The following is a 26,436-nucleotide window of genomic DNA, read 5'->3' on the forward strand; positions in this document are numbered from 1 at the left end:
CCTTGCACATATCTGATCCCCGAAGGGATCGTCACATCTGCTTGTCGTCTCCGGAAACCGGAGCCGCCAAACAGTGAAGCTGACTACGCTCATCATCGCCGAAGCTAGAGCGCCGATATGTCTCGGTCCGCAGTCGCTCTCGCGCCCAAACCGCCCACATATCTCTTCAGATATCCATCAATGTCAAAGAGCAAGAGGCAAAAACAAACCAGAAGCGCCACTCTTACTATGGCGTTTCAGGCTGCCTAACCTCAGTAGTTTTTTTGCTTCCCCGCACCGCCTTGCGTTGGCGCCGTTCCGCGTCCCGTTGCGGTGTGTGCCGCTTCGGTGAGGGGTGTTCTACGCATCTCGACCGGGGGCCGCAAGAGCCTTTTTTGCGAAAACGTCATTTTTCTTCGTTAGGCTTCGTTTTTCCGAGGAAAACTTGGGCATTTTGTGAACAGCCCCCCAAGCGTCGCACAACTTAAAGATGCACCAGATCGCCTCTGAAGAGAGAATCATGCGTGCTGGATGCGGGCGACAGGGCCGCAATGCGCCTTGCGAGTCGCCCGTGCCCCCGACAGAGGCGCCACACAGCACGCTGCCACACCAGAATCGCCCGTTTTTTCCGAAAGCCGCGACTCAGCGCGGGGTCGGCAAGGCCCCTTCGCCACCCCGGACCCAAACGGAAAAGGCCGAGGCAGATCGCTCTGCCTCGGCCTTTTTTCGTCTTTGCTTGCCGCTTAGCGCAGGATGCGCCCCTTCATCCGCCAGATCCCCGGCACCAGAACTGCGATATAGAGCAGATCAATTACGATCAGAAAGAGCCACAGTTTCGTCACCACAAGGCCGACCACGATCACCGTTCCCATCAAGGTCGCGACCACGCCCAGCCCCTTGAGCTTGAGCGCCTTGGGCGAGAAGGTGCGCAATCGCGAGATCATCAGCATGCCGACAAAGCCCAACCAAAGCGCCGACAGCATCGGCGCGTGATGCTGGGCATCCAGCCACCCCCCAAAGGTCAAAAACACCGGCAACAGCGCCAAGATCGCCCCCGCAGGCGCGGGCACCCCGGTGAAATGGGTGGTCGCCCCCTCTTCGCCACGCATCACATTGAAACGGGCCAGCCGCAAACAGGCCGCCGCCGCATAGACCAGCACGAAAATCCAGCCCAGCGCATTGCCCTCGCCCATCGCGAAACGATAGACCAGCACCCCGGGCGCCACGCCGAAACATAGAAAATCCGACAGGCTGTCCAGCTCCGCCCCGAAATCGGAGGTCGCCTTGAGCCGGCGCGCCAAAAGGCCGTCCAACCCGTCGATCACCGCCGACAAAAGCAGCAACATCACCGCGGTTTCATATTTGCCCACCATGGCAAAGCGGATCGAGGTCAGGCCAAGGCACATCCCCGACAGCGTCACCAGATTGGGCAACAGCATCAAAAAAGGCATACGTTCGCGGTCTTGCGGCTCACGGCTCATGATTGGGGCCCTTTCTTACTGGCCACGGCCTTCGCGCGGCGCTTCACGGCTGAGCAGATCGGCGATCACGGTTTCCCCCGCGATCATCGTCTGGCCGATGCACACCATCGGGTCCACCCCTTCGGGCAGATAGATATCAAGGCGCGAGCCAAATCGGATCAGCCCGAACCGCTCCCCCGTGGCGACGCTGTCGCCCGCGCGCACAAAGCACAGGATGCGCCGCGCGACCAGACCGGCGATCTGCACCACACCGTAGCGCAGACCATCGGGTGTTTCGACCGCGATCCCGTTGCGTTCATTGTCTTTCGACGCCTTGTCGAGCGAGGCATTGAGAAACAGCCCCTCGTGATAGGCGACCTTGGTGATCTTGCCCGCCATCGGCAGACGGTTCACATGGCAGTTGAACACCGACATGAAGACCGAGACCCGGGTCAGCGGCTGATCGCCCAGTTCAAGCTCGGCGGGCGGCACCGCGGGCTCCAGCAGTGACACCACCCCGTCGGCGGGCGACACCATCAGCCCGGGGCGCGTCGGCGTCACCCGCACCGGGTCACGGAAGAAATAATAAACCCAGACGGTCAGCCCGGTGCCGATCCAGCCCAGCGGCGTCCAGATCAGAAACAGAACCAGCGTGATCGCCGCCGCGATAGCCACAAATTTGCGGCCTTCGGGATGCATCGGCTTGACGAAGGTAGAAAGCATGGAAACGGACATGGGGTTCCTTTGCGGATGCTCTTGTTGGTCGCGCGAGTCCTAGCGCAAAAGCCCCGCCGCGCAAACATCAACCCGTGCCCCGCCCCCCGCGCCCGAACCGCGCAGCCTTTTGCGCGTATCACATATGCAAATGGGCCCGCAAAGATGCGAGCCCATTCGAATCTGCGAAAAGTGATCTGAAAGATCAGCGCTTCGAGAACTGGAAGCTACGACGGGCTTTCGCCTTACCGTATTTCTTCCGTTCAACCACGCGCGAGTCGCGGGTCAGGAAGCCAGCGGCTTTCAGCGGGGCGCGCAGGCCCGGCTCGTGCAGTTGCAGCGCTTTCGAGATGCCGTGCTTGACCGCACCGGCCTGGCCCGAAAGACCACCGCCAACCACGGTCGCCATCACGTCATATTGGCCTTCGACACCGGCCACACCGAAGGGCTGGTTGACGATGAGTTGCAGCACCGGACGCGCGAAATATTCGTTCATCGGCTTGCCGTTGACGGTGATCTTGCCCGAACCGGGTTTGACCCACACGCGCGCCACGGCGTTTTTACGCTTGCCGGTGGCATAGGCACGGCCTTGCGCGTCGCGCACCGGGGTGCGGGGCGCAGCTTCGGCCACGGCGGTCTCGGCTTCGGCGGGGGTGCCCGACACGGCCGACTTCAGATCGTCGAGGGATTTGATATCGGACATGATTACGCGCTCCGGGTGTTCTTCTTGTTCAGGACTTTCACGTCCAGAACTTCGGGCTGCTGGGCTTCATGCGGATGTTCGGACCCGGCGTAAACGCGCAGGTTCGCCATTTGCGCACGGCCAAGACGGTTGCGCGAGATCATGCGCTCAACGGCTTTGATCACGACGCGCTCCGGATGCGCCCCTTCCAGCACTTGGCGCGCGGTGCGGAACTTGATGCCGCCCGGGTGGCCAGTGTGCCAGTAGTAGCGTTTGTCGGAACGCTTGTTGCCCGTCATCTGCACCTTGTCGGCGTTGATGATGATGACATTATCACCCATGTCCATATGGGGGGTGAAGGTCGGCTTGTGTTTGCCACGCAGGCGCATGGCAACGATCGTGGCGAGGCGGCCCAGAACGACGCCCTCGGCGTCAATCAGGATCCACTTCTTCTCGATCTCCGCCGGTTTCGCGGTATAGGTTTTCATTGTCGATCGCCCTTTGAAGGGTTGTGGAATTCGGATGGGGGCTTTTCAAGCATTTCGGCGCACAGATCAAGGCCCTTCGCGCTCATTTTTTAAAGCGTTTTCAATGGACTAAAAAATAGGTATTTATTTACCCCACACCGCGCAGCAGAAAACAGCCGAGTCAGCCCGGACAATCTGCCCGCCCCGTGCATCGCGTCGCGGCGCATGTCATCTTTTCCCGTGATAGGGAGAGCGGTGCGAAATGAGGGAGAATTTCATGACCGGCGAAAGCCCGCAACACCAAGCGGAAGAGGCGCAACGCCTCGGCCCGTTTCGGAGCTTGGCACTGATACTGGGGCCGCTTTGCGTGATCCCGGCGCTCACCGTAACCGCCCCGCTGGGTCTTAGCCCAGAGGCGTGGAAGCTTGTCTGCGTGGCAGGCTGGATGGTGATTTGGTGGCTGGCCGAAGCGATCCCGCTGCCCGCCACTGCGCTTGTGCCCATCGTCGCGATGCCGATTTTGGACATCGCGCCCATCAGCACGATTACCGCGCAATATGGCAACCATCTGATCTTTCTGTTTCTGGGCGGCTTTCTTCTGGCCGGGGCGATGCAGCGTTGGGGGCTGCACCGCCGCATTGCATTGCATGTCGTGGCCGCCCTTGGCCGCACACCCGAGGGAATCATCGCCGGCTTCATGCTGGCCACGGCCTTCTTGTCGATGTGGATATCCAACACGGCGACAGCGGTGATGATGGTTGCGGTGGGCGCTTCGGTCGTCGAGGTGGTCGAAAGTGAAAGCCCCGACAAAGAGCGCGCGCATCAATTCGGCGTGGCGCTGATGCTCTCGATTGCTTTTTCGGCCTCAATCGGCGGCGCGGGCACCTTGATCGGCACCCCGCCCAATGCGCTGATGGCCAGCCTTTTGGAAACCGGGCACGGCATTGAAGTTGGCTTTTTCCGCTGGATGCTTTTGGGCGTGCCGATCGTGGTGGTGATGCTGCCGCTCACGCATTGGATCTTGACCCGCCTCGCCTTTAATGTCCGCGATCTGGATCTGGCTTCGGTGCAAAACGTGATCCGCGCCGAAATCGCCCAACTTGGCCCCATGTCGCGCGGCGAAATAACCGTTGCGGTGGTCTTCACCCTGACCGCGATGGCCTGGATCTTCCGCGAGCCGCTGGGGCTGCCGGTCTCGGACAGCGGGATCGCGATCACCGCCGCGGTGGTGCTGTTTGCCTTGCCCGCCGGGCGCGGACAGGGGTTTGTTCTGGATTGGAGTGTGGCGCCGCGTCTGCCTTGGGGGGTGTTGATCCTGTTCGGCGGCGGCCTTGCTCTGGCCAGCGCGTTTGAAACAACTGGGCTCGCCGCGTGGATCGGCGAAGATGTTGCCGCCGTGGACGAGGTGCCCTTGTCGGTTCTGGTGCTGATCGTCGCTGCGGTGATGGTGTTCTTGACCGGCATCACCTCCAACACCGCTTCGGCCGCAACCTTCCTGCCGGTTCTGGGCGCCGTCGCGGTCGGACGCGGCATCGCGGTTGAATGGCTGATGGTGCCCGTGGCCTTGGCCGCTTCGATGGCCTTCATGCTGCCTGTCGCCACGCCGCCCAATGCGATTGTCTTCACCTATAAGGGGCTCAAGCTGGCCGATATGGTGCGCGCAGGTTTCGTGGTGAACCTGCTCAGCATTGCGGTGATCTGGGCGGCGGTGATGGGGCTTGCCCCGTTCGTCTTTGGCCTTTGATCGGCCCGCGCGGCAGCGACACCCGCCGCTGCCGCCCTATTTCGGCGGGATCGCATAGGTCATCGAGGCACGCGCGACCGGCGCCCCCTGCCCGTCCGAATAGATCAGCACCTCGCCCACCGCCAAACTGCGCCCCAGTTTGAGCACCCGCACATGGGCCAGCAAATCCGCCCCGGCGGCGGGTTTGCGCAAAAAGTCGATACTGGCATTTGTGGTAACGGCCAGCGCCACCGGCCCAATCCGCGCCAAGATCGCAAGGTAAATCCCCACATCCGCCAGCGCGAACATGCTGGGCCCCGACACCGTGCCACCGGGGCGCAGATGGCTGTCATCGACCTGAAGCCGCACAACCAATTCTTCGTCCAGCCGCTCAATCGCGAACATTCCCGCCACCTGCGGGAATTCTTGCGCCAAGAACGTCTCCAGTGACGTTACGTCCATTTGCAGTTGCATCTTCCCCTCGCGGCTATGGCCTTCCAGACTTCGCCGCAAAGGGAGGAGTTTCAATGACCGATCTGGTAGAGATGGAAAAACGTGGCGTCATCGCGCATCTGACGCTGAACAACCCCGGCAGCCTGAATGCGCTGTCCGATGCGATGCTGGCCGCGCTGAAAGCCCGGTTTGAGGAAATAGCGGCAGATGCCACGGTCAAGGTCGTGGTGCTCAAAGGCGCGGGCAAAGTCTTCTGCGCGGGCCATGACCTGAAGGAAATGCAACGCGGGCGCGCAGCGCAAGATGGCGGCAAAGCCTATTTCGCCGATCTGTTCACCCGCTGTGCCGAAGTGATGCAAATGATCCCCGCCCTGCCCCAGCCGGTGATTGCCGAAGCCCATGGCATTGCCACGGCGGCAGGCTGCCAATTGGTGGCGTCTTGCGATTTGGCCATCGCCGCCGAGGGCACGCGCTTTGGCGTGAATGGCGTCAATATCGGGTTGTTCTGTTCCACGCCGATGGTCGCACTGACCCGCGCCGTGCCGCGCAAGGTGGCCTTTGAAATGCTGACCACCGGCGACTTTATCAGTGCTGAGCGCGCGCGCGAGGTGGGGCTGGTGAACCGCGTGGTGCCGCATGCGGACTTGGAAGCGGCCAGCAGCCAATTGGCCGAAACGCTTGCCGCGAAACTGGGCGCGGCAGTCAAGATCGGCAAGCGCGCCTTTTACGAGCAAATCGAGATGGGCTTGGCCGAGGCTTACGCCCATGCCGGCGCGATCATGACGGAAAACATGCTTTACCGTGACACCGCCGAAGGCGTGCAGGCTTTCATCGAAAAGCGCAAGCCCGATTGGGCAGACTAGGCGTTAGCGCAGCCGCCGCGCGATGCTGGCTGCTTGGCGCGCGCGCCGCGCCGCTTGGCGGGCCTTGGCGGCGGCTTGCTTTTCTTCCGGCGTCATCTGGGCGGCGGGTTTACCTTTGCTGGCCATCATGTTGATGCCCTTGTTAACGCCCGTGCGCATCGCACGCCGCATCACCATGTTCACCACCATCTGCACCACTCGGCCAAGGTCCATGGGTCACTCCTCCTCGAACAATTCGCTTTGGCCGACCATGTCGCCCTCTTCCTCGTCGGCGCCGGGCATCGGACGATTGTCCAAAAGCCCCGCCGCGCGCAGCTCCTTGATCCCCGGCAGATCGCGCGCCGATTCTAACCCAAAATGATCCAAAAACCCTTCGGTCACGATAAAGGTCACCGGGCGCCCCGGCGTCATCCGCCGCCGCCCAAGGCGAATCCATTCCATCTCCAAAAGCTGGTCGATGGTGCCCCGGCTCACTGCCACACCGCGAATTTCTTCGATCTCGGCGCGGGTCACAGGCTGGTGGTAGGCGATGATCGCCAAGGTCTCGATGGCCGCGCGCGACAGCTTGCGCATCTCCACCGTTTCCTTTTGCATCAAGAACCCAAGGTCCGGCGCGGTGCGAAAGGCCCAAGCATTGCCCACCTTGACCAAATGCACCCCACGCCCCTCGTAACGGCGCTGCAAATAGGCCAAGGCCTCCCCGGCATCCGAACCATGCGGCATCCGGTCTTGCATTTCGCGCACCGTCACCGGCTCTGCCGAGGCAAATAAGATCGCCTCGACCATCCGCTCCTGTTCCGCCAAGGGCGGCGCCTCGAACAGAGATTTCTCATTCGGGTCGTAACGGCTGTCACTCATGTCTCACGCGGGGTGGTTCGGGCGCGGATCGCAATCGGCGCGAAGGTTTCACTTTGGCGAATTTCGATATGGCCTTGCTTAGCCAGCTCCAACGAAGCGGCAAAGGTCGCCGCCGTGGCAGAGCGGCGGCGCTTCGGCTCCAACTCCCAGCCCTCGGGAAGGTAACTCGTCAGCTCGGTCCAGTCGCCCGCGAAGCCAATCATGCCGCGCATCCGGTCCAGTGCATCTTCCATAGTAAAGACATCGCGCCGGTCAAACGCATAGGGGCGGAATTCATCGCGGGTGCGAATGCGGGCATAGGCCTGGATCATATCCAAAAGGCTGGCGGTGTAGCGCACCTTACGCACCCGCGCGACGCTTTCCTCCAGCCCGCGGGCAAAGAAATCACGCCCAAGCCGGTCGCGCGCCATCAATTGCGCCGCCGCCTCGCGCATCGCGGAAAGCCGTTCAAGCTGAAATGCCAGATGGGCGGCCATGTCCTCGGCCGAAGGCCCCTCTTCCCCCGGTTCGGGCGGCAGTAAAAGGCGCGATTTCAAAAACGCCAGCCACGCCGCCATCACCAGATAATCGGCGGCCAGTTCGATCCGTAGCGCTTTGGCGCGGTCCACAAAGGCCAGATATTGCTCTGCCAAGGCCAAAACGGAAATGCGCCGCAAATCCACCTTTTGCGTGCGCGACAGCGTCAGCAAAAGATCCAGCGGGCCTTCGAACCCATCCACGTCGACAATCAGCGCCTCGGCCGCAAGCCGTTCGCTGACCGAGGTGCTTTCAAAAAGGCTTGTCGCTTCAGCCATCCCTTGTCCCGTGCGAGAGGTTCTCAAACTCGGCACTCAAAGCATCCAAGTCAACCTCTTCGGGGGAATGGCGCCAGCGCAAGGCGGCTTCGGCCCGCAACGCAGCGGCCGGCGACAGCGCCCCCGCCGCGGCCACGGTTTCGGCCATTTCCGCACGCGTGCCATTGCAATGCAGCACCAGATCGCATCCCGCGGCAAGCGCAGCTTGCGCCCGATCCGCATAACGGCCCGAGAGCGCCTGCATCGTGATGTCATCGGTCATCAAAAGCCCGGCAAAGCCAATTTCTTGGCGGATCAGATCAATCACCTTGGCGCTTTGCGTGGCGGGCGAAGTGTCAAAGGCCGGAAAGCGGATATGCGCGGTCATGCCCAAGGGCAGGTCATTCAACGCCGTGAAGACCGCGAAATCATTGGCGCGCAGATCGGCGGCACTGGCCGCAACCATGGGCAGGTTCTTGTGGCTGTCGGCCTCGGCCCGGCCATGGCCGGGCATGTGCTTGACCACCGGCAAAACGCCCCCGGCCAACAACCCCTCGGCGGTGGCACGGGCGTTTTGCACCACCTCGGCCACGGTCTCGCCCAAGCAGCGGTTGTGCAAAAACGGATGCGTGCGCGGCCCGGCAATATCGCAGGTGGGCGCGCAATTGCCATCAATCCCCACCGCGCGCAGTTCCGCCGCCTGCAAACGCGCGCGCAGCCAAAGCCCACGCGGCCCGGTGGTGCGGGCTTCCTCAAGCGGGGGCAACCAGTCACGCCACTGCGGCGCGCGCAACCGCTGCACCCGCCCGCCTTCCTGATCGACGAAAATCGGCGCATCGCGGCCAAGCGCCTCGCGCGCCTGTGCCGTCAGCCGCGCCAGTTGCGCCGGGCTTTCGACATTGCGGGCAAAAAGGATCAGCCCCCAAGGGTCCGCCGCGCGCAAAAAGGCCGCCTCGTCGTGCCCAAGCGCCAGCCCCTCCAGCCCCAAGATCGTGGCGCCGGGCGCGCTCATTTCATGACCGTCGGGATGCAATTGGCCCCTTCGGCCACCAGCGCGGCACAGAATTGGCGCGCCTCATCGACATTGGCAAAGCCCTCGACCCGCAGCCGCCAGAAGCTCCGCCCGCCAGAAATCGCCTCTTGCACGATGCGCCGCTTGCCGATCATCAACGCATCGAAGCGGCGCATGGCACGATCCCATTCCGCCCGCGCAATCTCGGGGCTGTCAAAGGCTCCCAATTGCACAACGCGGGTGCCCGCAGGCACCTCGGCGGGATCCAATTCCTCGACCTCCGCTCCGTCCGCTTGCGCGCGCGCGGCGGCAGCCGCTTCGGCCTGCAAATCGCGCGCAGGACGCGGCACCGGGCGGGGGGAGCGGGCAAGCCCCGGCACATCGGGCGAAATGATATCTTCGGGCGGCACAGCCGCCTCTTCTTCCGGCGCGACGGCCTCGGCGGGCTCTTCTTCCAAAATGTCTTGCATCGCGGCGGCCACCGCCGCTTCGATCCCAGGTTCGGGGGCGTCGGCCCTATCTGGAGTTGGGGCGCCCTCTGGCGTCGGGCGCGCACGATCGGGCACCGGCAGCGCGGCAATATCTTCGCCTTCGGCCTCGACCTCGGGGGTCGCCGCCTCTTCGGGTGGCGCGATCTCGGGGAGCGGGCGCAAAGCAGCCATCGGCGCATCATCGGGGGCCAGATCGGTCGGCTCGGGCGCCAAAACAACGCGGTCCGGCCCCGGCGCGGCCAAGCCCGAGCCCGCGACTTCGTTCACCGCCAAACCGACATGAGCCGCCAGATCGCCGCCGGGATTTTCCGGCGCAACCCGCGCCGGCCCCTCCATCGCGCGGATGATCGGCACGCCTGACACATCGCGCACCGCCAGCTTGTAGCCCCAGATCACAACCCCAATCACCAGCGCAACCGAACTGGCCGCGCCAGCCCATTGCACCCAGCGTTGCATCGGGGGCGCGCCCCCGCCAGAGCCGTCATTTGGCCCGCCCATCCGGGGATCGGGTTGTTGCATGCTCGCCTCTTTGCCGGTTGGGGTGGTGACCCCCGGACTTCTGCCCTCGGCGGGAGCTTAGCGCATCTCTTCAGCCGGGGTGACGCCAAGAATACCAAGACCAGCCGAAATCACAACGGCACAGGCCCGCGCAAGGGCGATTTTCGCCGATGTGAGCGGCAGGTCGTCTTCTTGCACAAACCGCAGCGCGGTTTCCTCATTGCCGCGATGCCATAGCGCATGCAGGTCAGACGCGATTTCGTAAAGGAAGAACGCGATCCGATGCGGTTCGTTCGCGCGCGCGGCAATCTCGACCAAGCGCGGCCATTCCGCGATTTTCTTCGCCAAGGCGCGTTCAGCCTCATGCGTGTTGCGGCTCAGATCGGCATCCGCCAGCGCGGCATCATTCACATCAACGCCCAGTTCAACCGCCTTGCGCAGCACCGAGGCCACGCGGGCATGGGCATATTGCACATAGAAAACGGGGTTGTCCTTCGACTGTTCCAGCACCTTGTCAAAGTCGAAATCCAAAGGCGCATCGTTCTTGCGGGTCAGCATATGGAACCGGGTCACATCGGCCCCCGCCTGTTCCACCACGTCGCGCAGCGTCACAAAGGTGCCAGCCCGTTTCGACATTTTGAAGGGCTCGCCGTTTTTGAACAGCTTCACAAGCTGGATCAGCTTGATATCAAGGCTGACCTTGTTTTCGCTCAGCGCCGCAACCGCCGCTTTCATCCGCTTGACGTAACCGCCATGGTCGGCCCCGAACACGTCGATCAACAGATCGAAGCCACGGTCGATCTTGGTCCAGTGATAGGCGATATCGGGGGCGAAATAGGTCCAAGCGCCATCCGACTTTTTCACCGGGCGGTCCACATCGTCGCCGTATTGGGTGGATTTAAAGAGCGTCTGCTCACGCTCTTCCCAATCTTCGGGCAGCTTGCCCTTCGGCGGCTCCAGCACGCCTTCATAGATCAGGCCCAAATCCTCAAGCCGCTTCAACGCGCCTTCGATCTGGCCCGTGCCGTAAAGCGATTTTTCCGAATAGAAGACATCCATCTTCACGCCCAAAAGCGCGAGATCGCCACGGATCATCTCCATCATCGCTTCGGTGGCGAATTCGCGAACATCGGCCAGCCAGTCTTCCTCAGGCTTATCGATCAGGCTTGCGCCATATTTTGCCTTCAGCGCCTCGCCCACCGGGATCAGGTAATCGCCGGGGTACAGCCCTTCGCGGATTTCCGGCTCAAGGCCATTCGCCTCCCGGTAGCGCTCATAGGCAGAGCGGGCGAGCACATCGACCTGCGCGCCGCCATCATTGATGTAATATTCGCGCGTCACATCATAGCCCGCGAAATCAAGCAGGCTTGCCAAAGCATCGCCAAAGACCGCGCCACGGGTATGGCCCACATGCATCGGCCCGGTCGGGTTGGCCGACACATATTCGACATTCACCTTCACGCCCCGGCCAAGGTCCGAGCGGCCAAAGTCGCGCCCCTCTTGCAGCGCGGCGCGGATCACATCCGCCCAGATCCCCGGGGCCAGCCGCAGGTTGATGAAGCCCGGCCCTGCCACTTCGGCCGAGGCGATGCGCGGATCGTCGGACAATTGTTCCACCAACGCCTCGGCCAAGGCGCGCGGGTTCATCTTGGCGGGTTTGGCCAGCACCATCGCGGCATTGGTCGCCATATCCCCATGCGCGGGATCGCGCGGCGGTTCGACCGCGACATTGGCAGTATCCAGCCCGGCGGGCAGCGTGCCCTCGGCTTCCATTTCCTCAAGCGCCGCAATGATCGTGCAGCGGATATCGGCAAAAATGTTCATGATCGGCATCCTTCGTTGCCTTTCCCCTGCCAGAGCGCCGCGCCCCCGTCAACTGACGCGGTGGCGCGTGCGTGATGCCCGAAAGCGACTCACCTGGCAAAAAACCGCCCCGCGCCCCTGCGTCGCAGGCCGAATCAGGGGCATTTTTGGCAGTTTGTTGACGTTCGCTCCGCTATGAAGTAGGGCAATCGCGTCGCAATCCGTGCGACCAATCGACCGGGACGCCCGGAAATAGCGTCCCCCCACCCCGCGCCGAACCCGATGGTCGCGCGATGAAGGACGCTTATGACGAAGTTTACCGATCTCAAACTGTCCCCCGATGTTCTCAAGGCGGTCGCCGAGGCGGGCTATGAAACGCCCACGCCCATTCAGGCTGGCGCGATCCCCCATGCGCTTGAGGGCAAAGATGTGCTGGGCATCGCCCAGACAGGGACCGGCAAGACCGCGTCTTTCACCTTGCCGATGGTGACGATGCTGGACAAAGGCCGTGCCCGCGCGCGCATGCCGCGCTCGCTGGTGCTGTGCCCGACACGCGAACTGGCTGCGCAGGTCGCCGAGAACTTCGACACCTATGCCAAATACACCAAACTGACGAAGGCGCTGTTGATCGGCGGCGTCAGCTTTGGCGAACAAGACAAGCTGATTGACCGGGGCGTGGACGTGCTGATTGCCACCCCGGGCCGCCTGCTGGATCATTTCGAGCGCGGCAAGCTGTTGCTGACCGGCGTGCAGATCATGGTGGTGGATGAGGCCGACCGGATGCTCGACATGGGCTTTATTCCGGATATCGAGCGCATCTTCCAACTGACGCCCTTCACCCGCCAGACGATGTTCTATTCGGCCACGATGGCGCCGGAAATCGAGCGGATCACCAATACCTTCTTGCACACGCCCGCCCGCATCGAAGTGGCGCGGCAGGCGACGACCTCTGAAACGATCACCCAAACGCTGGTGGAAATTGCCCCGCCGCGCCGTGACCAAACCGCGAAAGCCAAGCGCGAACTGTTGCGCGCGCTGATTTCGGCGGAAGGCGAGGCCTGCACCAACGCGATCATTTTCTGCAACCGCAAGACGGATGTGGATATCGTGGCCAAATCGCTCAAGACGCATGGGTTCAACGCCGCGCCAATCCATGGCGATTTGGATCAAAGCCAGCGCATGCGCACGCTGGATGCGTTCCGCGATGGCTCTTTGCAATTGCTGGTGGCGTCCGATGTCGCCGCGCGCGGGCTTGATATTCCCGCCGTGAGCCACGTCTTCAACTACGACCTGCCCAGCCATGCCGAAGATTACGTGCACCGGATTGGCCGCACCGGCCGTGCGGGTCGCAAAGGTGCCGCCATGTCGATTGGCACGCCGGGCGACGCGAAATACCTGGCCGCGATCGAAGCGCTGGTGAACATGGAAATCCCCCGTGCCGAAGCACCCGAGGGCTTTGCGCTGTCCGAAGCGGCGCATCGCGAACCGCGCAAATATGACGACGACAAGGGCAGCCGCAACAGCCGGTCGCGCGGCGGGCGCGGTCGGGGCAGAAGCGAGCGCACCCGCGACGACAAGCAGCGCCCCCCGCGCAACGACAAGGATAATACCCCCGAGGTCAGCGCCGCGCCGAAGACCGAGGCAGAGACCGAAGACAGCCTGATCGTGGATGTGCCGGAGGCCAAACGCCCCGAGCCGCGCAATGAAACCCGCCGCGAAGACCGCCGCGACCGGGGGCGCAACCGCGACAATGGTCCCGCCGTGGTCGGCATGGGCGATCACGTGCCCGATTTCTTGCTGCGCTCCTTCCGCACCAGCCCGAAACCGGCCGCAAAAGACAGCGCCGCCCCGCGTAAAGCGTCACCGGCCAGCGCCTCGGCCGATGCCGATGTGGATGTCGAAGAACCCTCGGAAAGCTGATGGCTTCCTCGGCGAGTTTTCCGCTAGGAGATGTTTTAAAGCCCCGGTTTTCCGGGGCTTTTTGCTGTCATTATTCTTGGCGGCGGCTCAAAGCTCTGCCGTGTCGCTTGCGCCTTCGGTTGCGGCGCGATGCGCGGCCAGTTTGCGCGCAAGTGTGCGCCGGTGCATCCCCAGCCGCCGCGCCGTTTCCGAGATATTGAACCCGGTCTCGGCCAAGGTGCGCTGGATCAGCTCCCATTCTTGCGCCTTCACGCCGATCTGCGGCGCCTCGATCTCGGGCATCGCCATCCCTGCGCGATGGCCGAAAGCGGCTTCGATTTCGCGCGCGGTGGCGGGTTTGGCCAAATATTGCGTCGCGCCCAGCTTGATCGCCTCGACCGCCGTCGAGATCGAGGCAAACCCCGTCAGCACCACGATGGCGGGCGGATCCTGCTTTTCCCCCAAAGCCTTGACCACGCCCAGCCCCGACCCCTCGGCCAGTTTCAGATCGACAATCGCATGGGTGAACGCATAGCGCCCCGCCAGACCGATGGCCGCTTCTTCCCGGGTGGCCGAATGCACCTCATAGCCGCGCCGGGCAAAGGCCGCGGCCAGCGTTTCAGCCAAATGCGGATCGTCTTCGACCACCAAAAGGCACGGGGTCTGGTCACTCATGGCGGGTCTCCTCGGAGCTGGATCGGGCCAGAAGCGGCAGGCTTACCCGCACCGCGGCCCCGCGAGAGGTATTGCGCAATTCCATCCGGCCGCCAAGCCGGTCGATCGCATTGCGGGCCAAGAACAGCCCGAGACCGCGCCCGGGCTGGCCAGACCCCGACAGAAACGGCGCGCCGGGGTGTGCTAACACGGTTTCGGGAAAGCCCGGCCCGCGGTCGCTCAGCACCAGTTCCAGCCGTCCGCCCTCGCATGCCAGCGTGGCCGAAAGCGTGCCCGGGGCCAGACTTTCCGCATTGTCGAGCAGGTTCACCAATGCGGCTTCAAAAATCGGCGCGGTCAGGATGCGCGCGCCGCGCAAGCTGCTTGCCGCCACAAGCGGCACCCGCGCCCGCCCGCGTGAGCCGCTCCATGTTGCCAAAATGCGCCGGATCTCGGCTTCGGCCGGAACATCGGCGGCGGCCTCCAGCCGCTCCCGCCCCGCCGCTTGCAAAGTGCGCGAAACGATGGCGCGGCAGCGGTGCAACTGGGTGATCATCCGGTCCAGTTCCGGGGCCAGCGCCTCCCCTTCGGGCGGGCCAATATCGGCCCAATCATCGAGCGTCACTGCAAGCGTGGTCAAAGGTGTGCCCAATTCATGCGCCATGCCCGACGCCAAAAGCCCCAGCCCCACCAGTTGATCCGCTTCGGCCTTGGCGCGGCGCAATTCTTCAATCGCCGCCTCGCGCGCCGCCATGCTGAGCCGTAGCCGCAACACGAACCAAACCATCAAGGTCGAGGTCAGCACAAAGGCCAAAATCAGCCCCGTTGGCGCCGGACCCGCCCCCACCGCAAGCGCCACCAAAAATGACATCGCCGCATTGCTCAGCAGGTAAATCGGCACCGCCGACAAGGGCGCACAAAGCGACACCGCCAACAGCGGCGGCACCACCAACAGCATCGAAAACGGGCTTTGCGCGCCGCCGGTCAGCGCCAACAACAACGTCAGCGCAACGGTATCCAGCGCAAGCTGCGCCACGATCACCCAATCGGGCAAGATCGTGCTGCGCGTCACCGATACAGCGGTCAGCAGGTTGTAAAACACCAACAGAACCGTCACCCCCGCCAACGGCTCCAGCGGCAGATCAAGCTGCAAGACCTTCACCGAATAGGCCAGCGTCGCCACCAGACTGGCAATCCCCACCCAACGGATTTGCACCAAAAGCCAAGCGGTTTCGCCCTGTTTCGGGGCACGGATCGGCGGAGTTGGCTCTGGGGGCGGGGCGCGCATGCGGGTCTCGGTCTGCTCGATGGGCGCGAGCATGCCGCAAGCGCGCGTCCGGGGCAACCATGCGCGGTGCGGGCTGGTATGGGAAGGGGCTTGCCGTGCCAGCGCAGGCTGCTACCGTGGCCGCAACCGTAGCAAGAGGTTGCCATGCCCCGCAAGATCTCTCCCCTGCCCCGCCTTTTTGTGCTGGCCCCGCTCGCGCTTGCGGGCTGTCTTGAGGGGATGCCCGCCGATCCAGATGCGCCGCGCATCACCCAACGCGGCACCTGCTTTGCCTATGTCGAGGCCGAGCCGGGCGACACATATGCGCTTGTCACCGGCAAGGGCGATGGCACACGCCAGCCGCCCGCGCTCAAGACCAAACCGATGAGCGCAAACGCGGTGGATGCCGCCTTCGCGCGCGAGGTCAAGACGCTCCAGATCATGCCCGAATGTCTGGCCGTTTATGCCAAACCACGCGCCAAAGCCGCGCCGCCCGAGGGCTAAGCGGGCCCACGGCTGAGTCCGCGCCGCCACACCTTCCCCCCTGCATTTGGTGGCAACACAATTTCGCTACCCGATTTCTCGCATCCCCCCTATAGTCTGTGGATAACCGGGGCATCAGACCCCAACATGAGGCGGGAACAGGAAGAAAGGGGAGGCCATGCGCTGCCCATTTTGCGGGAATGTGGACACACAAGTGAAAGACAGCCGACCGGCCGAGGATCACGTGGCGATCCGACGGCGTCGGTTCTGCCCGGCCTGCGGTGGCCGTTTCACCACCTATGAGCGCGTGCAATTGCGCGATCTGGTGGTGATCAAGACCTCGGGGCGGCGCGAAGATTTCGACCGCGACAAGCTGGAACGTTCGATCCGCATCGCCATGCAAAAACGCCCGATCGACCCGGAACGGATCGATCAGATGATTTCGGGGATTGTGCGGCGGCTTGAAAGCCTGGGCGAAACCGATATCCCCTCGCGCTCCATCGGGGAAATCGTGATGGAAACGCTGGCCCGGATCGACACTGTGGCCTATGTGCGTTTTGCCAGCGTTTACAAGAACTTCCAAGCCGCAGACGATTTCGACAAATTCGTTTCCGAACTGCGCCCCAGCGTCACCGGAGAGCCCGAGTGATCCATGCCGACCGCCGCTTCATGCGGCTGGCGCTCAGCCTTGCCGCGCGCGGTTTGGGCAATGTCTGGCCCAACCCGGCGGTGGGCTGTGTGCTCGTGAACGGCGGGCGCATTGTCGGACGGGGCTGGACCCAACCGGGCGGGCGCCCCCATGCCGAACGCCGCGCGCTCGATCAGGCGGGCACGGCAGCGCGCGGGGCCACCGCCTATGTCACGCTTGAACCCTGTTCCCATTACGGCAAGACCCCGCCTTGCGCGGCGGGGTTGATCGAGGCGGGCGTGACGCGGGTGGTCTCTGCCCTGCAAGACCCGGACCCGCGCGTATCGGGCAAGGGGCACGCGATGCTGCGCGCGGCGGGGGTTGCCGTGGTCACCGGCGTTCTTGAGCCGGAGGCGCGCGCGCTTCAGGCGGGTTTTTTAAGCCGGATCGAACACGGGCGGCCATGGCTCGCGTTGAAACTGGGCGCAAGCTTCGATGGCCGCATCGCGCTGGCCAATGGCGAAAGCCAATGGATCACCGGGCCGCAGGCGCGCGCTCGGGTGCAGGCGTTGCGCGCGCGTTATGATGCGGTTTTGGTGGGCGGAGGCACGGCGCGTGCCGATGATCCGCTTTTGACCGTGCGCGCCTTTTCCCCTGTGCGCGCGCCGGTGCGGGTGGTGGCCGCGCGCCGGTTGGACCTGCCGCGCGGGCGGCTGGCAGGCTCGCTCGATCAGGCCCCGCTTTGGCTTGTGCATGGGCCACAAGCCGCTGATGACGCCAAAGAATACTGGTCCAGCCTTGGCGCCGAACTCATTGAAATCGGAGAAACGGCGACGGGCCTTGACCCGGTGGCGCTGATGGCCGCCTTGGCAAAGCGCGGCCTGACTCGGGTCTTTTGCGAAGGCGGTGGCGCGTTGGGGGCCAGCCTGATGGGCGCGGGGCTGGTCGATGAATTGATCGGCTTCACCGCCGGTGTGGTGCTGGGGGGCGATGCCCGCCCCGGCATTGGCGTGCTGGGGCTTGACCGGTTGGCCGATGCGCCGCGCTACCGGCTGAGCGATGTGCAACCGATCGGCGGCGATATGCTGGCCCGCTGGCAGCGCAGCTAACGCCAAAGCCCCGCGTAACTTGCGAAAATCCCTTGCAGCTTGGCCAAGGCCCGGTTTGCCGCGCCGGGATGCGGCAGGGGGCCATGGGCCAGCCGCGCCACCACCACCTCGGGCGGGCAAGGGCGATGCGACACCGGATCGAAATACCGCGGATAGGCAATCAGCGCCGCATGGGCCAACTGCGCAAGCGACACCGGCCCCCCGCGCCGCGCCGGCACCGCGCCCAGATCGCGTGTCAGCCCCCAACCTGCATAAAAGGGCGCGCCCGTGGTGGTGACCTTTTTGCCGCGCAAAAGCGCCTCGAACCCCAAAAGCGAGGTCATGGTCCAGACCTCTTCCACCTGATCGATCAAGGCGATAGGATCGCATTTATCCAAGACAAGATCGGCATGGCGCAGCGCCTCTGCCTCGGCCACCGCGCCCGGGCGCAGACCCGCCTCCACATCCGGATGTGGTTTGAAAAGCACAATCGCATCGGGGTTTTCCGCACGAACGCGCGCAAGCAAAGCCAAATTTGTGCAAATAGGCCCCGCCCCCAGCCGGATCGAGGCATCATCCTCCACCTGCCCCGGCACCAGAATGCGCCGCCCCTTTGGCAAATCCGGCACCCCGCCGCCAAGGTTGTATTTCGACAAGCCCGCCCGGCACAGGGCTGCCACCAGCCGCTCGGCCCGTGCGCTCCCGCCGGGCGGCGGCGCCGCCGCGATCAATGCCTCCAGATCCGAAGGCTGGCTCGGGTCGTAATAAATCCCGCGCCGGTCGGTGACCAAAGACAGCGGCGGCACCAGATCGGCCCCAAGCCCGCGCGAGCGTAAAAACCCGTCTTCCACCCGCAGCGCGGGCGCGGGAAAATCCGCAGGCACCCGGCCTGCCCAGATCAGCAGATCCCGCCCGGTATTCTGTGCGACCTGCGCCGCTTTGATGGGCGGATCGACGAAGCGCAGCCGCTTATGCCGCCCGAAAAAGGCTTGCAAAGGGCGCCGCTTCCACAGCCGCATGCCGCTGGCGATATGGCCAAAACGGTCGGCGCGATAGGCGCGCACCTCGGCCTCTAGCTGGTCCACCGCCGCTTCAAAGCTGCACCCCCGGGCGCGGCACGGGTCATACCAAGTTGGCGCAAGGATATGGCTCACCGCGAACATCTGCGCCCGCGTCAACCGGCGTTCCCGCCGCGCCACCGGGTTTTCATCCACCGTCAGCCCCCAGCCCGCGTAAAACGGCTGGCCAAAGACGCGCGGTTTATGTCCGGCCAAAATCGCCTCATACCCCAGTTGCGACGAGACGGTATAGACCGCCACCGCCCCTTCAAGCAGCTTCCAAGGGGACACAGGTGCATAATAAAGCGCGGTGCGGGCATCTTCATGCGCGGGACCGTAATGGCCGCCACGAAGCCCGGCGCGGGTTTCGGGATGGGTCTTGATCAAGATGCGCGCGCCCGGGTTTTCAATCTGTGCGACGGCCAGCATTTCACGAAAAGTCGCGGGCGTCGCGCCGCCATGGCGCACCGAGGCATCGCCCGCCGTTTGGTCAATCACCAGCACATACCCCGGCGCAGGCGGCTCAAGATCGGGGTCGAAGTCATTGTATTTCGACAAATCTAGCGCCTTGAGCCGTGCCATGCCATCACGGGCGCGATCCAAAAGCGCGGTATCATCCAGCGGCGCCCGCGCCAGCATTTGTTCCAGCATCGAGGGGGTCGCGGCATCGAAATGCACGCCTTGCGGGTCGATGAAAAGCCCCAGCGGCCCCCCGGCGCCACGCCCCCGGCCCGGATGCACCGACCGCAAAAACGCATCTTCCAAGCGCACCAAGGGCACATCGCGCCGGGCCGCCACCGCCTCGCCGCGCGCGGCAATGAGCGAACGGCCCCAGACCACAACACCATCGTCCGCCCCGGGCAGACCCAGCGCCAAGGCATGGCCGCGCGCGCGCAAGATCGCGCCCAGACGGGGCTCGCGCAGAAAGCCAAGGCTGTAATAATAAAGCCGCCGGGGAGCACCTTCCCCGACGGCGATGCCCTGCAAGGCCTGCGACATCAGTCGCTAAGATTGCTAAGTGAATCCGCCGTGGCGGCCGAACCGGTCACCGCCGACAGCGCTTTTTGCCACTGCACGTAAGGCGCTTCGGTCACATAGACGGTATCGCCATCGCGAATGACGAAGTCACGCGCCATGAACATGCCATTCGGCTCTGTCAAATCAAGCACATAGACCATGCGCTGATCGCCCACGAGATCGTTGCGCCCCAAAACCACCGAAGCGATTTCCGCCGGTTCGTTGCGGAACACGAACACCCCCGTCGGATCGGCCAAATTCGAGCTGAGCCCCCCCACGGTTGCAATCGCTTCCAATGCCGACAGCGTCTGCGATTCAAACGGCACGCGCGCCTGCGCGCCGGTTGCGCCAAGCGAGGTGAAGGCGCGGGTGTCTTCTTCAACCAAGATCACGTCATCGGGCCGCAACGCAATATCCATGCGCGGGTTGTCATACAGGTCAGACAGCCAGATCGTGCCCTTCTTGCCATGCCGCTTCACGGTGATCTTGGCGATTTCGGGCTTGATCGTCACGCCGCCCGCGCGGGCCAGCATGGCCGACAACGTGCGCGTGGGCCGCTCGATCGCATAGACGCCCTGCCCGCCAACCGCGCCCATCAGCGAAACGGTGGCACCATCGCCCGCCGCGCGCGACACCAGCACCTGCGGATCGGGCGTTTGCGCATCCAGCTTTTGGGTGATGATCTTGCGCAGCGCATCGGGGGAATTGCCCGCCGCCTTGATCTTGCCCGCATAGGGCACAAAGATATTGCCCGCACCATCGACCTGCACCTCGGTCAATTGCGTGGCGCTGGTGCCTTGCGGTGCCAACAGGCCGTTATCGACGTTTTCCCAGATCGTCAGCATCAGCGTATCGCCCGGGTTGATCGTGTCAGAACCGACAACCCCCGCCTTTTGGAACGCCGAAGAAAAGCCCAGCGCAGGCTGCACCGAGGTGGCCCGCGTCACATGGTCATTGACGGTCACCACAAAGGCATCGCCCTTGCGCATCACAGAGCCTGAGAAGATTTCGCGCTTATTCGGGCCCGACCGCGGCAGGCCACAAGAAGCAGTCCCAAGAAGGACCGCCGAAAGACCCAGCATAAGGGTCCTGCGGGTAGTTTTCGTATTCACTGCTCGGGCTCCTCTTCGGGATTGCCGGTCATTTTGACGCTACCCTAGCAGCCAAGGCGAAAAAAAGCCAGTATAGTCAACTTACAACGCGCAACTGTTGCCGTGGCGCCGCTTTTCCGGCAACCAGCGCATCATAGGGATCTTCGGCGGACAGCATCATATCGACGACATTGCGCAGCAGAATGCGGCGCCCGCGTGCCGCGTAAAATCCGCCCGGAATCTGCGATGTCTCCAACAAGTAGTGTCTGTAGTCGCGATACCCCCGCGTATCTGGTCTTGCAGGCGCAGCATAAAAGGCGGGCAGCGGCTGATCTGAAACGAATTCCGGCTTGTCGTACACCGCGCGGCCAAAAAGCTTCAGCGGCAACCCACGCCACAGCACTTGTTGCCCCGCTGTAGAGTTGATCGTCACCGCCGAGCGCGCCTGTGCCAGCAAAGCCGCCAGTTTTCCGCCACCAATAAAATGCACCCGCCCCGCCAGACCATGGCGCGCAGTCGCGGCCCGGATCGCTTGTGCCAGCGGCGCGCGCCCATCTTCAAGCGGATGCGCCTTGAAGACAAGATGATGGTGGCGCGGCGCCCCCTCGGCAAAGCCTGCGGTGACCAGATCAACGAAGTCCGCCTGACTTGTGAACGGCGAATGCATCTGCATCGAGGCATCATGTTCAAGCTGCAAAAGCACAAGATGGATCGGGTGGCCCGTCAACCGCACCCGTGCGGTGGCAATGCCCCGCTCCAGCGCCTGCCACGGCATCCAAAACAGCCGCTTGAAGTAGATCCGCGCCTCATCGAGCACGGAGATGCCGCGATGCGGGGCAAAGCCGCGATAGGCTTGGTTCAGCGTCAGCACATAGAAATGATAAAGCGCGCCGTAGAAGATATGGTGGCGCGTGTCGCCCCAGCGCGGCGGCGCTTCGGGGAAATCGATCTCGCTTTGGGCAAGGGCCGCGCGCATCTCGGCCAGGCTCAACTGCATCAAACGCGAATGGCCATTGGCGCCGCCGCGTTCATAGGTGACCCAATAGGGGCGAATATACCCTTCCTCAAACACATGCACGGTGATCGCGCGCCGCTTCGCGGCGGCAATCGCTTGCGCATGGATCGGGCGGGTATCGCCATAAAGCACCAGATCGGTGATGCCCTTGTCGTCGAAAAGCGTCTCGATCCGGGCAGGCCAATCCTCGGGCGCGCCGTCAAAACGCACATAGCTGGCCCGGTCGGGCCAGAACGCCTGATCGCCGCGGTTGAAACCGACGCGCCAGACCGTGCCACCTGCGGCGCGCAACATCCGCCCCAATTGATGAAAGAAAGGCCCATGCGGGCCTTGCAACATCAAAAAGGTGCGGTTTCGGGTCTGATTCATCGGTTTTTCCTGCCAAAGCTCTCTTGTGCCGCCTTGGGGGAAGCAAGTCACGCCAAATCCGGTCTGGCCTGCGGGCCTTTGCCGCCAAAACGGTGCGCGCCGCCCCTCTTGCGACCGCAAGACGCATTCGCGCGCCGTTCCTGTGCCCCCATGCGTCGGGCCCAAGCCTTGCGCGCAAGGCGTGCGCAAGCTAGGCAGGTGCCGACCACGACAGGGGGAAGCCATGTTCACCGGAATCGTCACCGATCTGGGCGAAATCGTCAGTCTTGAAAACACGGGCGACCTGCGCGCCCGGATCCGCAGCAGCTATGATATGACGACGGTCGATATCGGCGCCTCGATCGCCCATGCGGGCGTGTGCCTCACGATCATCGCCACCGGCCCCGATTGGTATGAGGTGCAAATCTCGGGCGAGACGGTCTCCAAAACCAATATCGGCGATTGGGCCGTGGGCAAACGCATCAATCTTGAGCGCGCGCTGAAAGTGGGCGACGAGCTGGGCGGCCATATCGTGTCGGGCCATGTCGACGGCGTGGCCGAAATCACCGCAATGGTGGATGAGGGCGAAAGCACCCGCTTCACCTTCCGCGCCCCCGAGGCACTGGCCAAATACATCGCGCCCAAAGGTTCGGTCGCGCTCGATGGCTGCTCGCTCACCGTGAACGAGGTGGACGGATGCAGCTTCGGTATCAACTTCATCCCGCATACCAAGGCCGTGACCAGTTTTGGCGCGTCCAAGGTCGGCGATAAGGTCAATTTGGAAATCGATACGCTCGCGCGCTATGTCGCGCGTTTGACGGAGTGGAAGGCATGACGAACCCGGTGGACAAGTCCGGCGCACACGACAAACCCGGCCCGGTGGAGCAAAGCTACCACGACGCCATCTCGACGATTGATGAAATCATCGAAGACGCCCGCAACGGCAAGATGTTCATTCTGGTGGATCACGAAGACCGCGAGAATGAGGGCGATCTGATTATCCCCGCGCAAATGGCCACGCCCAATGCGATCAACTTCATGGCCACGCATGGCCGGGGGCTGGTTTGCTTGGCATTGCCCGCCGAGCGGATCGAGGCCTTGGGCCTGCCGCTGATGGCCTCGTCGAACTCTTCGCGCCATGAAACGGCCTTCACCGTGTCGATTGAAGCGCGCGAGGGGATTTCCACCGGCATTTCGGCGCATGACCGCGCCCGCACTGTCGCGGTGGCAATCGACCCGACCAAGGGCCCGCAAGATATTGCGACGCCGGGGCACCTGTTCCCGCTGCGCGCACGCGAAGGCGGCGTGCTGGTGCGCGCCGGTCACACCGAGGCGGCGGTCGATATTTCGCGCCTTGCGGGGCTGAACCCCTCGGGGGTGATCTGCGAAGTGATGAACGAAGACGGCACGATGGCCCGTCTGCCCGACCTGATCGCTTTCGCACAGATGCACAACATCAAGATCGGCACGATTTCCGATCTGATCGCCTATCGCCGCCGCTATGACAGCTTGGTGCGCGAAACCAAGCAACGCGCGGTGCATTCGATTTATGGCGGCGATTGGTCGATGCGCGTCTTCACCGACGAGACCGAAGGCGCGGAACATATCGTGCTGACCAAGGGGGATATTTCCTCTGACGAGCCGGTGCTGGTGCGGATGCATGCGCTTGACCCGCTGTCCGATGTTCTGGGGCTCAACGAGGCCAAAGCGGGCGATCTGAGCCGCGCGATGGAGGCGATTGCCACCGAAGGCCGGGGCGTTGTGGTGTTGTTGCGCGAAACCTCGGCCAAGATGGTGCTGCCGGGCGAAGCCAGCCCGCAAACGCTGCGCCAATACGGCCTTGGCGCGCAGATCCTGCTGGCGCTTGGTCTGACGCATCTCAAACTGCTTACCAATTCGCCCGCGCCGAAGCTGGTGGGGATCGAAGGCTATGGCCTGACCATCGAAGAAACGCGGAGCTATTAAGATGGCGGGAAATGAAAGCCATCACATTCTGGACCTGCCCAGCTTCGATGCGCCGGTCAAACTGCTGATCGTGGTCGCGCCTTATTATAAGGATATTGCCGACAATATGATCGCGGGCGCCAAGGCCACCGCCGAAAAGGTGGGAGCCACGGTCGATATTGTCGAAGTCCCCGGCGCACTGGAAATTCCAACCGCGATTGGCATGGCCAGCCGGATGGCCGATTACGATGGCTATGTCGCGCTTGGCTGCGTGATCCGGGGCGAAACCACGCATTACGACACTGTCTGCAACGACAGTTCGCGCGGGTTGACGCTTTTGGGTCTGCAAGGGCTGTGCATCGGCAATGGCATCTTGACGGTGGAAAACCGCAAGCAAGCCGAGGTGCGCGCCGATCCCGCCGATCAAGACAAAGGCGGTGGCGCGGCGGCTGCGGCCTTGCATCTTGTCGCGCTCTCGCGCAAATGGGCCAACCGGACTAAGGGAATCGGCTTCCGCCCCGCAGGCGAAGACTTCCGCATCGCCGGTGAGACCGAAGGACCAAGCCGCGCATGACCGACACCGCCCCCGAAACCCCGAACGAGCCCCCGAAGAAACCGAGCCCGGAAGACAAACGCCGGATGCGCTCGGCCGCGCGGCTTTATGCCGTGCAGGCGCTGTTTCAGATGGAAGCGGCGGGGCAAGGGGTGGATCGGGTCGCGCGTGAGTTTGAAAGCTTCCGCTTTGGCATGGTGACCGAAGAGGGCGACGAGATGGCCGAGGGCGATTATGCCCTGTTCCGCCGCGTGCTGGATGATGCGGTGATGTGGCAGGCGAAGATCGACCAGACCACCGACCGCGCGCTTGTGGCGAAATGGCCGATCGACCGCATCGATCCAGTGATCCGGGCGCTGTTCCGGGCCGCTGGCGCGGAAATGATCAACCCGGCCACGCCGATCAAGGTTGTGATCAACGAATTCGTCGATGTGGCCCGTGCCTTCTTCCCCGAAGGCCGTGAGCCAAAATTCGTCAATGCGGTGCTCGATCACATGGCGCGTGAAATCAGGCCCGAGGCGTTCTGAACCCGGCCCAAGGTGCCTGAAAGGTGCCGCAAGCAGGCTCACATGCCATTTTATATATGTTTTGTGACGACCCTGCGGCATTTTGGCAAGATTTCGGTTTAATTCCTGCGAATTCGCGTTAGAGTGGTTCTAACGACGGAGGAATCGACATGCCGCAGTTGGTGCGTCTCTACATCCGAAATGTGTTCTACGGGGCCGGCCTTTCGGCGGTCTTTGTGGGGCTGTTGCTCGGGTTCAATGTTGCAAATCTGCGGCATCTGATCTTCACCTCCGATATTGGTTATATCGCGCTTGGGCTATTGTTCATCTTCAACACCGTGGTCTTTTCCGGTGTGCAATTCGGTATTGCGGTGATGGGCATGGCCGAGAAAGAACCGCCGCGCGGCGGTGGCAAACGCGACGCGATCCCCGCGCGCATGGCGCTGGATATGGTGCCGATCCCGGTGCCGGTCGAAAGAAATACCAAACGTCACTACGTCAAGAAGCCCTACTGAATCCTCCGGACGGAAAAACCCCTCGCCTCGGCGAGGGGTTTTTTTCTTTGTCTTGGGACAGGGCGAAGCACGGGGCGGCCCGGCAGGCAAAGATAGGTCGGGCGCTGGCGTCTTTTGCTTCAGCTCAGCTTCTGGCGGGCCTCAACTTTCGGCCTTTTTCATCCAATGCCCACCCTCTTCATTCCAGTATTGTGCCGAGACGCCCGCCCCGGTCAGCGCGCGCCATTGCTCGCGCGCATGTTGCACCGCTGCCGGATCTAGCCCGTTGAACAAGATCCACGCCCGCTCCAAATCCACCACCTCATCCGGCGCAACGGCGGCCCCGTCGATGCTCATCACCGCCTGGCGCCCCTCGGGCCGGGGCGCGGTGGTCAACAAAACGGGCTGCAAATCGTCATGCGCACCGCCCGCCAGCCCATGCGGCAAGAATCCATCCTCGGGGCCGAGCCAAAGCTTTTGGTCAAACCACGCCATCCGCTCGGCCTGCACACCGCGCAATTCCACCCGCCAGCCTTGCCCCAATGCGCGGGTCAAAAGGGTCTCCACAACCGCCTCAAGCGGCGATTGCGTGACATGGTAGAACAGCGCGGGCAT

Annotated in this window: 27 protein-coding genes and 1 pseudogene; 11 read left to right on the forward strand and 17 right to left on the reverse strand. The window is 63.3% G+C overall.

Translation table 11 applies throughout. The features are described from left to right. Positions 1–722: 722 nt before the first annotated feature. The 4 genes and pseudogenes from pssA to rplM form a co-directional block, all read right to left on the reverse strand. On the reverse strand, positions 723–1,460 hold the full coding sequence (gene pssA, locus CKO11_RS13160) for a CDP-diacylglycerol--serine O-phosphatidyltransferase (RefSeq protein WP_223639611.1): 738 nt from the start codon (positions 1,458–1,460) through the stop codon (positions 723–725). Between the two features lie 15 nt (positions 1,461–1,475). After that, a pseudogene (locus CKO11_RS13165) lies at positions 1,476–2,180 on the reverse strand (phosphatidylserine decarboxylase); the annotation flags it as partial. A 178-nt stretch (positions 2,181–2,358) separates the two neighbouring features. Continuing rightward, positions 2,359–2,856, reverse strand: a complete 498-nt coding sequence (rpsI, locus tag CKO11_RS13170) for a 30S ribosomal protein S9 (RefSeq protein ID WP_223639615.1) — start codon at positions 2,854–2,856, stop codon at positions 2,359–2,361. Positions 2,857–2,858: 2 nt separating this feature from the next. Continuing rightward, the gene (rplM, locus tag CKO11_RS13175) at positions 2,859–3,323 is read right to left on the reverse strand and encodes a 50S ribosomal protein L13 (protein ID WP_223639617.1); all 465 of its coding nucleotides are present in this window, start codon (positions 3,321–3,323) and stop codon (positions 2,859–2,861) included. Between the two features lie 256 nt (positions 3,324–3,579). Here rplM and CKO11_RS13180 point away from each other — a divergent pair, with 256 nt between their 5' ends. Then, positions 3,580–5,046, forward strand: a complete 1,467-nt coding sequence (locus tag CKO11_RS13180) for an SLC13 family permease (RefSeq protein WP_223639619.1) — start codon at positions 3,580–3,582, stop codon at positions 5,044–5,046. A gap of 36 nt (positions 5,047–5,082) precedes the next feature. Here the strand turns inward: CKO11_RS13180 and CKO11_RS13185 are convergent, their stop codons facing one another. Further along, on the reverse strand, positions 5,083–5,499 hold the full coding sequence (locus CKO11_RS13185) for a PaaI family thioesterase (RefSeq protein ID WP_223639621.1): 417 nt from the start codon (positions 5,497–5,499) through the stop codon (positions 5,083–5,085). Between the two features lie 53 nt (positions 5,500–5,552). Here CKO11_RS13185 and CKO11_RS13190 point away from each other — a divergent pair, with 53 nt between their 5' ends. Then, complete coding sequence (locus CKO11_RS13190) at positions 5,553–6,341, forward strand: enoyl-CoA hydratase (RefSeq protein ID WP_223639624.1); 789 nt, start codon at positions 5,553–5,555, stop codon at positions 6,339–6,341. Positions 6,342–6,344: 3 nt separating this feature from the next. On the opposite strand, the gene CKO11_RS13195 is transcribed toward CKO11_RS13190, so the two are convergent. From CKO11_RS13195 to argS, 6 genes are read right to left on the reverse strand one after another with little or no spacing between them, the layout of a single operon-like run. After that, entirely contained in the window at positions 6,345–6,554 is a 210-nt protein-coding gene (locus tag CKO11_RS13195) for a hypothetical protein (RefSeq protein WP_223639627.1), read from the reverse strand. Between the two features lie 3 nt (positions 6,555–6,557). After that, positions 6,558–7,199: an SMC-Scp complex subunit ScpB gene (scpB, locus tag CKO11_RS13200; RefSeq protein ID WP_223639630.1), complete on the reverse strand. Its 642-nt coding sequence runs from the start codon at positions 7,197–7,199 to the stop codon at positions 6,558–6,560. After that, on the reverse strand, positions 7,196–7,993 hold the full coding sequence (locus CKO11_RS13205; RefSeq protein ID WP_223639633.1) for a segregation and condensation protein A: 798 nt from the start codon (positions 7,991–7,993) through the stop codon (positions 7,196–7,198). The genes scpB and CKO11_RS13205 overlap by 4 nt, the downstream gene beginning before the upstream one ends. Next, positions 7,986–8,984 (reverse strand): glycoside hydrolase family 3 N-terminal domain-containing protein, encoded by a 999-nt coding sequence (locus CKO11_RS13210; protein WP_223639636.1) that lies wholly within the window; start codon positions 8,982–8,984, stop codon positions 7,986–7,988. Before CKO11_RS13210 ends, CKO11_RS13205 begins: the two co-directional genes overlap by 8 nt. After that, positions 8,981–9,994 (reverse strand): SPOR domain-containing protein, encoded by a 1,014-nt coding sequence (locus tag CKO11_RS13215; protein WP_223639639.1) that lies wholly within the window; start codon positions 9,992–9,994, stop codon positions 8,981–8,983. The genes CKO11_RS13210 and CKO11_RS13215 overlap by 4 nt, the downstream gene beginning before the upstream one ends. Positions 9,995–10,051: 57 nt before the next feature. After that, entirely contained in the window at positions 10,052–11,797 is a 1,746-nt protein-coding gene (gene argS / locus CKO11_RS13220; RefSeq protein ID WP_223639642.1) for an arginine--tRNA ligase, read from the reverse strand. Positions 11,798–12,082: 285 nt separating this feature from the next. On the opposite strand from argS, the gene CKO11_RS13225 reads away from it, so the two are divergent. Next, entirely contained in the window at positions 12,083–13,696 is a 1,614-nt protein-coding gene (locus CKO11_RS13225; RefSeq protein WP_223639645.1) for a DEAD/DEAH box helicase, read from the forward strand. An 87-nt stretch (positions 13,697–13,783) separates the two neighbouring features. Here the strand turns inward: CKO11_RS13225 and CKO11_RS13230 are convergent, their stop codons facing one another. Both CKO11_RS13230 and CKO11_RS13235 read right to left on the reverse strand, forming a co-directional pair. Beyond that, entirely contained in the window at positions 13,784–14,350 is a 567-nt protein-coding gene (locus CKO11_RS13230; protein WP_223639648.1) for a response regulator transcription factor, read from the reverse strand. Next, positions 14,343–15,617, reverse strand: a complete 1,275-nt coding sequence (locus tag CKO11_RS13235) for a sensor histidine kinase (RefSeq protein WP_223639651.1) — start codon at positions 15,615–15,617, stop codon at positions 14,343–14,345. The genes CKO11_RS13230 and CKO11_RS13235 overlap by 8 nt, the downstream gene beginning before the upstream one ends. Positions 15,618–15,761: 144 nt before the next feature. Between CKO11_RS13235 and CKO11_RS13240 the strand changes: the two genes are divergently transcribed. The 3 genes from CKO11_RS13240 (at position 15,762) to ribD (ending at position 17,816) form a co-directional block, all read left to right on the forward strand. After that, positions 15,762–16,100, forward strand: coding sequence for a hypothetical protein (locus CKO11_RS13240; protein WP_223639654.1), 339 nt, complete (start codon positions 15,762–15,764; stop codon positions 16,098–16,100). Positions 16,101–16,257: 157 nt separating this feature from the next. Continuing rightward, positions 16,258–16,728: a transcriptional regulator NrdR gene (nrdR, locus tag CKO11_RS13245; protein ID WP_223639657.1), complete on the forward strand. Its 471-nt coding sequence runs from the start codon at positions 16,258–16,260 to the stop codon at positions 16,726–16,728. Beyond that, positions 16,725–17,816, forward strand: a complete 1,092-nt coding sequence (ribD, locus tag CKO11_RS13250) for a bifunctional diaminohydroxyphosphoribosylaminopyrimidine deaminase/5-amino-6-(5-phosphoribosylamino)uracil reductase RibD (protein ID WP_223639659.1) — start codon at positions 16,725–16,727, stop codon at positions 17,814–17,816. Before nrdR ends, ribD begins: the two co-directional genes overlap by 4 nt. On the opposite strand, the gene CKO11_RS13255 is transcribed toward ribD, so the two are convergent. The 3 genes from CKO11_RS13255 to CKO11_RS13265 form a co-directional block, all read right to left on the reverse strand. Next, positions 17,813–19,852: a capsular polysaccharide biosynthesis protein gene (locus CKO11_RS13255; protein ID WP_223639661.1), complete on the reverse strand. Its 2,040-nt coding sequence runs from the start codon at positions 19,850–19,852 to the stop codon at positions 17,813–17,815. The genes ribD and CKO11_RS13255 overlap by 4 nt on opposite strands. Then, positions 19,852–20,952 carry a polysaccharide biosynthesis/export family protein gene (locus CKO11_RS13260; RefSeq protein WP_223639663.1) on the reverse strand — a complete coding sequence of 367 codons (1,101 nt, stop codon included), beginning with the start codon at positions 20,950–20,952 and terminating at the stop codon, positions 19,852–19,854. The genes CKO11_RS13255 and CKO11_RS13260 overlap by 1 nt, the downstream gene beginning before the upstream one ends. Positions 20,953–21,058: 106 nt before the next feature. Continuing rightward, a complete protein-coding gene (locus CKO11_RS13265) occupies positions 21,059–22,345 on the reverse strand; it encodes a capsule biosynthesis protein (protein ID WP_223639665.1) in 1,287 nt (428 codons plus the stop codon). A gap of 223 nt (positions 22,346–22,568) precedes the next feature. Between CKO11_RS13265 and CKO11_RS13270 the strand changes: the two genes are divergently transcribed. The 5 genes from CKO11_RS13270 (at position 22,569) to CKO11_RS13290 (ending at position 25,842) form a co-directional block, all read left to right on the forward strand. Next, entirely contained in the window at positions 22,569–23,159 is a 591-nt protein-coding gene (locus CKO11_RS13270) for a riboflavin synthase (RefSeq protein ID WP_223639667.1), read from the forward strand. After that, complete coding sequence (gene ribB / locus CKO11_RS13275) at positions 23,156–24,289, forward strand: 3,4-dihydroxy-2-butanone-4-phosphate synthase (RefSeq protein ID WP_223639669.1); 1,134 nt, start codon at positions 23,156–23,158, stop codon at positions 24,287–24,289. The genes CKO11_RS13270 and ribB overlap by 4 nt, the downstream gene beginning before the upstream one ends. Position 24,290: 1 nt before the next feature. Beyond that, positions 24,291–24,842 carry a 6,7-dimethyl-8-ribityllumazine synthase gene (locus tag CKO11_RS13280; RefSeq protein WP_223639672.1) on the forward strand — a complete coding sequence of 184 codons (552 nt, stop codon included), beginning with the start codon at positions 24,291–24,293 and terminating at the stop codon, positions 24,840–24,842. Next, complete coding sequence (nusB, locus tag CKO11_RS13285; RefSeq protein WP_223639674.1) at positions 24,839–25,348, forward strand: transcription antitermination factor NusB; 510 nt, start codon at positions 24,839–24,841, stop codon at positions 25,346–25,348. Before CKO11_RS13280 ends, nusB begins: the two co-directional genes overlap by 4 nt. 149 nt (positions 25,349–25,497) lie before the next feature. Continuing rightward, positions 25,498–25,842: a hypothetical protein gene (locus tag CKO11_RS13290; RefSeq protein WP_223639677.1), complete on the forward strand. Its 345-nt coding sequence runs from the start codon at positions 25,498–25,500 to the stop codon at positions 25,840–25,842. Positions 25,843–25,983: 141 nt separating this feature from the next. On the opposite strand, the gene CKO11_RS13295 is transcribed toward CKO11_RS13290, so the two are convergent. Then, on the reverse strand, positions 25,984–26,436 hold the full coding sequence (locus CKO11_RS13295) for a DNA polymerase III subunit chi (protein ID WP_223639679.1): 453 nt from the start codon (positions 26,434–26,436) through the stop codon (positions 25,984–25,986).

It is taken from the genome of Rhodobacter sp. TJ_12, assembly GCF_020023995.1.
Taxonomy (GTDB): Bacteria; Pseudomonadota; Alphaproteobacteria; order Rhodobacterales; family Rhodobacteraceae; genus Rhodobacter.

What these genes read in the sequence shown, in the direction of transcription:
- pssA (WP_223639611.1), bottom strand. Translation starts at nt 1,460, where the DNA reads ATGAGCCGTGAGCCGCAAGACCGCGAACGTATGCCTTTTTTGATGCTG.
- rpsI (WP_223639615.1), bottom strand. Translation starts at nt 2,856, where the DNA reads ATGTCCGATATCAAATCCCTCGACGATCTGAAGTCGGCCGTGTCGGGC.
- rplM (WP_223639617.1), bottom strand. Translation starts at nt 3,323, where the DNA reads ATGAAAACCTATACCGCGAAACCGGCGGAGATCGAGAAGAAGTGGATC.
- CKO11_RS13180 (WP_223639619.1), top strand. Translation starts at nt 3,580, where the DNA reads ATGACCGGCGAAAGCCCGCAACACCAAGCGGAAGAGGCGCAACGCCTC.
- CKO11_RS13185 (WP_223639621.1), bottom strand. Translation starts at nt 5,499, where the DNA reads ATGCAACTGCAAATGGACGTAACGTCACTGGAGACGTTCTTGGCGCAA.
- CKO11_RS13190 (WP_223639624.1), top strand. Translation starts at nt 5,553, where the DNA reads ATGACCGATCTGGTAGAGATGGAAAAACGTGGCGTCATCGCGCATCTG.
- CKO11_RS13195 (WP_223639627.1), bottom strand. Translation starts at nt 6,554, where the DNA reads ATGGACCTTGGCCGAGTGGTGCAGATGGTGGTGAACATGGTGATGCGG.
- scpB (WP_223639630.1), bottom strand. Translation starts at nt 7,199, where the DNA reads ATGAGTGACAGCCGTTACGACCCGAATGAGAAATCTCTGTTCGAGGCG.
- CKO11_RS13205 (WP_223639633.1), bottom strand. Translation starts at nt 7,993, where the DNA reads ATGGCTGAAGCGACAAGCCTTTTTGAAAGCACCTCGGTCAGCGAACGG.
- CKO11_RS13210 (WP_223639636.1), bottom strand. Translation starts at nt 8,984, where the DNA reads ATGAGCGCGCCCGGCGCCACGATCTTGGGGCTGGAGGGGCTGGCGCTT.
- CKO11_RS13215 (WP_223639639.1), bottom strand. Translation starts at nt 9,994, where the DNA reads ATGCAACAACCCGATCCCCGGATGGGCGGGCCAAATGACGGCTCTGGC.
- argS (WP_223639642.1), bottom strand. Translation starts at nt 11,797, where the DNA reads ATGAACATTTTTGCCGATATCCGCTGCACGATCATTGCGGCGCTTGAG.
- CKO11_RS13225 (WP_223639645.1), top strand. Translation starts at nt 12,083, where the DNA reads ATGACGAAGTTTACCGATCTCAAACTGTCCCCCGATGTTCTCAAGGCG.
- CKO11_RS13230 (WP_223639648.1), bottom strand. Translation starts at nt 14,350, where the DNA reads ATGAGTGACCAGACCCCGTGCCTTTTGGTGGTCGAAGACGATCCGCAT.
- CKO11_RS13235 (WP_223639651.1), bottom strand. Translation starts at nt 15,617, where the DNA reads ATGCGCGCCCCGCCCCCAGAGCCAACTCCGCCGATCCGTGCCCCGAAA.
- CKO11_RS13240 (WP_223639654.1), top strand. Translation starts at nt 15,762, where the DNA reads ATGCCCCGCAAGATCTCTCCCCTGCCCCGCCTTTTTGTGCTGGCCCCG.
- nrdR (WP_223639657.1), top strand. Translation starts at nt 16,258, where the DNA reads ATGCGCTGCCCATTTTGCGGGAATGTGGACACACAAGTGAAAGACAGC.
- CKO11_RS13255 (WP_223639661.1), bottom strand. Translation starts at nt 19,852, where the DNA reads ATGTCGCAGGCCTTGCAGGGCATCGCCGTCGGGGAAGGTGCTCCCCGG.
- CKO11_RS13260 (WP_223639663.1), bottom strand. Translation starts at nt 20,952, where the DNA reads ATGCTGGGTCTTTCGGCGGTCCTTCTTGGGACTGCTTCTTGTGGCCTG.
- CKO11_RS13265 (WP_223639665.1), bottom strand. Translation starts at nt 22,345, where the DNA reads ATGAATCAGACCCGAAACCGCACCTTTTTGATGTTGCAAGGCCCGCAT.
- CKO11_RS13270 (WP_223639667.1), top strand. Translation starts at nt 22,569, where the DNA reads ATGTTCACCGGAATCGTCACCGATCTGGGCGAAATCGTCAGTCTTGAA.
- ribB (WP_223639669.1), top strand. Translation starts at nt 23,156, where the DNA reads ATGACGAACCCGGTGGACAAGTCCGGCGCACACGACAAACCCGGCCCG.
- CKO11_RS13280 (WP_223639672.1), top strand. Translation starts at nt 24,291, where the DNA reads ATGGCGGGAAATGAAAGCCATCACATTCTGGACCTGCCCAGCTTCGAT.
- nusB (WP_223639674.1), top strand. Translation starts at nt 24,839, where the DNA reads ATGACCGACACCGCCCCCGAAACCCCGAACGAGCCCCCGAAGAAACCG.
- CKO11_RS13290 (WP_223639677.1), top strand. Translation starts at nt 25,498, where the DNA reads ATGCCGCAGTTGGTGCGTCTCTACATCCGAAATGTGTTCTACGGGGCC.
- CKO11_RS13295 (WP_223639679.1), bottom strand. Translation starts at nt 26,436, where the DNA reads ATGCCCGCGCTGTTCTACCATGTCACGCAATCGCCGCTTGAGGCGGTT.